The sequence below is a fragment of the Streptomyces sp. UH6 genome, from assembly GCF_013421635.1.
Taxonomy (GTDB): Bacteria; Actinomycetota; Actinomycetes; order Streptomycetales; family Streptomycetaceae; genus Streptomyces; species Streptomyces abyssomicinicus.
In genome coordinates this window covers 1-3504 of sequence record NZ_JACADT010000610.1, presented here as the reverse complement: position 1 = coordinate 3504, position 3504 = coordinate 1, and the positions used below count along the sequence as shown (strand labels likewise).

Genomic DNA, 3504 nt, shown 5'->3' with positions numbered 1-3504 from the left:
CGGCGGCCCCGCGGGCGGCCGGAACCGTCTCCGCGCCCCCGCCGCTCGCGCCCACCTCCCGTACTCTTGCTGCCGTGGCAGAACCAGTCGTCCGCATTCCCGACGCGAAGGTCGCGCTGTCCACCGCCTCCGTCTATCCGGAGTCCACGGCGACGGCCTTCGAGATCGCCGCGCGCCTCGGCTACGACGGTGTCGAGGTCATGGTGTGGAACGATCCGATCAGCCAGGACATCGAGGCGCTGCGCCGTCTCAGCGACCACCACGAGATCCCGATCCTCGCCGTGCACGCCCCCTGCCTGCTGATCACGCAGCGCGTCTGGTCCAGCGACCCCTGGGTCCGGCTCCAGCGGGCCCGCTCCGCCGCCGAGCGGCTCGGCGCCTCCACCGTCGTGGTGCACCCGCCGTTCCGCTGGCAGCGCCAGTACGCGCGTGACTTCGTCTCCGGCATCTGGCGGATGGCCGACGAGACGGACATCCGGTTCGCCGTGGAGAACATGTACCCCTGGCGCTACCGCGACCGGGAGATGCTCGCCTACGCCCCCGGCTGGGACCCCACGGACGAGGACTACCGGCACTTCACGATCGATCTCAGCCACACCGCCACCGCCCGCACCGACACCCTGGCGATGATCGGCCGGATGGGGGAACGCCTGGGCCACGTCCACCTGGCCGACGGCAAGGGATCGGCCAAGGACGAGCACCTGGTCCCCGGACGCGGCGACCAGCCCTGCGCGGAGCTGCTGGAAGGGCTCGCCGGGTCCGGCTTCGACGGCCACGTGGTGATCGAGGTCAACACCCGCCGCGCCATGTCCAACGCGGAGCGCGAGGCGGACCTGGCCGAGGCGCTGGCCTTCACCCGCCTCCACCTGGCCTCCGCGCTGCGGGTTCCCGGCCAGTGAGCGCCCAGCCGTCCGCGCCACGCCGTGGCCGCGGCCGACCGCCCCGCGCCACCGCCTCGGCCGGCGCCCCCGCCACCCGCGACCGCATCCTGGCCGCCGCCCGTGAGGTGTTCGCCGAGCGCGGCTACGAGAAGGCCAGCGTGCGCGGCATCGCCAAGGCCGCCGACGTGGACGCCGCGCTGGTCCACCACTACTTCGGCACCAAGGAGCAGGTCTTCGAGTCGGCGGTGGAGGGCGCCTTCGCCCCCGTGCTGCGCTCCCAGCCCTTCGCCGAGGTGCGGCCCGACCACGCCGGGGAGCAGTTCGTCCGGATGTTCCTGGGCATCTGGGAGAACCCCGCGACGAGGGCCCCGCTGCTGGCCATCATCCGCTCCGCGGTCAGCAACGAGGCCGCCGCGGCGATCTTCCGCCGCCTGGTCGCGGGGCTGGTGCTCAGCAAGGTCGCCAAGGAGCTCGACGGCCCCGACGCGGAGCTGCGCGCGGAACTCGCCGCCGCCCAGGTGGTGGGCGTGGTGATGCTGCGTTACGTCATCAAGGTCGAGCCGGTGGCCTCCGCCGACCCGGAGGAACTGATAGCGCGCCTCGCCCCCGTCCTCCAGCACCACCTGACCGGCGGGCGCCTGTCCCCCGACGGGTGAGGGGGCGCAGATCACGTCCCGCATTCCGGACAACCCCGTCCGTCCAGTGGATGCCGGGCGTACCCTCGGCTACTGCCAGAACTATCCGAAGGAGCGAGCGACGATGCCCGAGCTGAGGTCCCGCACAGTCACCCACGGCCGCAACATGGCGGGCGCCCGCGCCCTTATGCGGGCCTCCGGTGTACCGGGCGCGGACATCGGCCGGAAGCCGATCATCGCCATCGCCAACTCCTTCACGGAGTTCGTGCCGGGCCACACCCACCTCCAGCCCGTGGGCCGCATCATCAGCGAGGCCGTCACGGCGGCCGGGGGCATCCCGCGCGAGTTCAACACCATCGCCGTCGACGACGGCATCGCCATGGGGCACGGCGGCATGCTGTACTCCCTGCCCTCCCGCGACCTGATCGCGGACAGCGTGGAGTACATGGTCGAGGCGCACTGCGCCGACGCGATGATCTGCGTCTCCAACTGCGACAAGATCACCCCGGGCATGCTGATGGCCGCGCTGCGGCTGGACATCCCCACCGTCTTCGTCTCCGGCGGCCCCATGGAGTCCGGCCGGGCCACCCTGGTCGACGGCACCGTCCGCACGCTCGACCTCGTCGACGCCATCTCCGAGGCGGTCAACGACAAGGTCTCCGACGAGGACATGCTCCGCATCGAGGAGTCCGCCTGCCCCACCTGCGGCAGTTGTTCGGGCATGTTCACGGCCAACTCGATGAACTGCCTGACCGAGGCCATCGGCCTCTCCCTGCCGGGCAACGGCTCGGTCCTCGCCACGCACACCGCCCGCCGCGCCCTCTACGAGGACGCCGCCCGCACGGTGATGGACCTGGTCGACCGGTACTACGGCCAGGACGACGCGTCGGCCCTGCCGCGCAACATCGCCACCCTCGCCGCCTTCGAGAACGCCATGGCGCTGGACATCGCCATGGGCGGCTCCACCAACACGATCCTCCACCTGCTGGCCGCCGCCCAGGAGGCCGGCGTCCCCTTCGGACTGGAGCAGATCAACGAGGTCTCCCGCCGCGTGCCCTGCCTCGCCAAGGTCGCGCCCAACGTGGCCAAGGACCGCACGTACTACATGGAGGACGTGCACCGCGCCGGCGGCATTCCCGCCCTGCTCGGCGAGCTGCACCGGGCCGGTCTGCTCAACGAGGACGTCAACTCGGTCCACAGCGCCTCGCTCGACGACTGGCTGAAGACCTGGGACGTCCGCGGCGGCTCCCCGTCCCCCGAGGCCGTCGAGCTCTGGCACGCCGCCCCCGGCTGCGTCCGCTCCGCCGAGGCGTTCTCGCAGTCCGAGCGCTGGGAGGCGCTGGACACCGACGCCGAGAACGGCTGCATCCGCTCCGCCGAGCACGCCTACTCCAAGGACGGCGGCCTCGCCGTTTTGCGCGGCAACCTCGCCGTCGACGGCTGCGTCGTCAAGACGGCCGGCGTCGACGAGTCCATCTGGACCTTCGAGGGTCCCGCGGTGGTCTGCGAGTCGCAGGAGGAGGCCGTCGAGAAGATCCTGAACAAGCAGGTCACCGAGGGCGACGTGGTGGTGATCCGCTACGAGGGCCCCAAGGGCGGCCCCGGCATGCAGGAGATGCTCTACCCGACCTCCTTCCTCAAGGGCCGCGGGCTCGGCAAGGCCTGCGCGCTGGTCACCGACGGGCGGTTCTCCGGCGGCACGTCCGGGCTCTCCATCGGACACGCCTCCCCGGAGGCTGCGTCCGGCGGCGCCATCGCGCTCGTCGAGGACGGGGACCGGATCCGCATCGACATCCCGAACCGGACCATCGAACTGCTGGTCTCCGACGAGGAACTGGCCGCGCGCCGTGAGGCGCTGGGCGGCCGGTACGCCCCGCGCGCCCGCGACCGCAAGGTCTCCGCGGCCCTGCGGGCCTACGCCGCCATGGCCACCAGCGCCGACAAGGGCGCCGTCCGCGACGTCACCCTCCTCGGCTGACCCCGCTCCA

Annotated in this window: 3 protein-coding genes; all 3 read left to right on the top strand. The window is 72.1% G+C overall.

Going from position 1 to position 3504, the window contains the following annotated elements; all coding sequences use genetic code 11:
• The first annotated feature begins 74 nt into the window (after positions 1-74).
• The 3 genes from HW445_RS22960 (at position 75) to ilvD (ending at position 3494) form a co-directional block, all read left to right on the top strand.
• On the top strand, positions 75-899 hold the full coding sequence (locus tag HW445_RS22960) for a sugar phosphate isomerase/epimerase (RefSeq protein ID WP_180222860.1): 825 nt from the start codon (positions 75-77) through the stop codon (positions 897-899).
• Positions 896-1537: a TetR family transcriptional regulator gene (locus HW445_RS22955; protein WP_180222859.1), complete on the top strand. Its 642-nt coding sequence runs from the start codon at positions 896-898 to the stop codon at positions 1535-1537. Before HW445_RS22960 ends, HW445_RS22955 begins: the two co-directional genes overlap by 4 nt.
• A gap of 103 nt (positions 1538-1640) precedes the next feature.
• Positions 1641-3494 carry a dihydroxy-acid dehydratase gene (ilvD, locus tag HW445_RS22950; protein WP_180222858.1) on the top strand — a complete coding sequence of 618 codons (1854 nt, stop codon included), beginning with the start codon at positions 1641-1643 and terminating at the stop codon, positions 3492-3494.
• Positions 3495-3504: the final 10 nt, after the last annotated feature.

Coding starts and splice junctions, on each gene's coding strand:
- ilvD (WP_180222858.1), top strand. CDS start 1,641: ATGCCCGAGCTGAGGTCCCGCACAGTCACCCACGGCCGCAACATGGCG.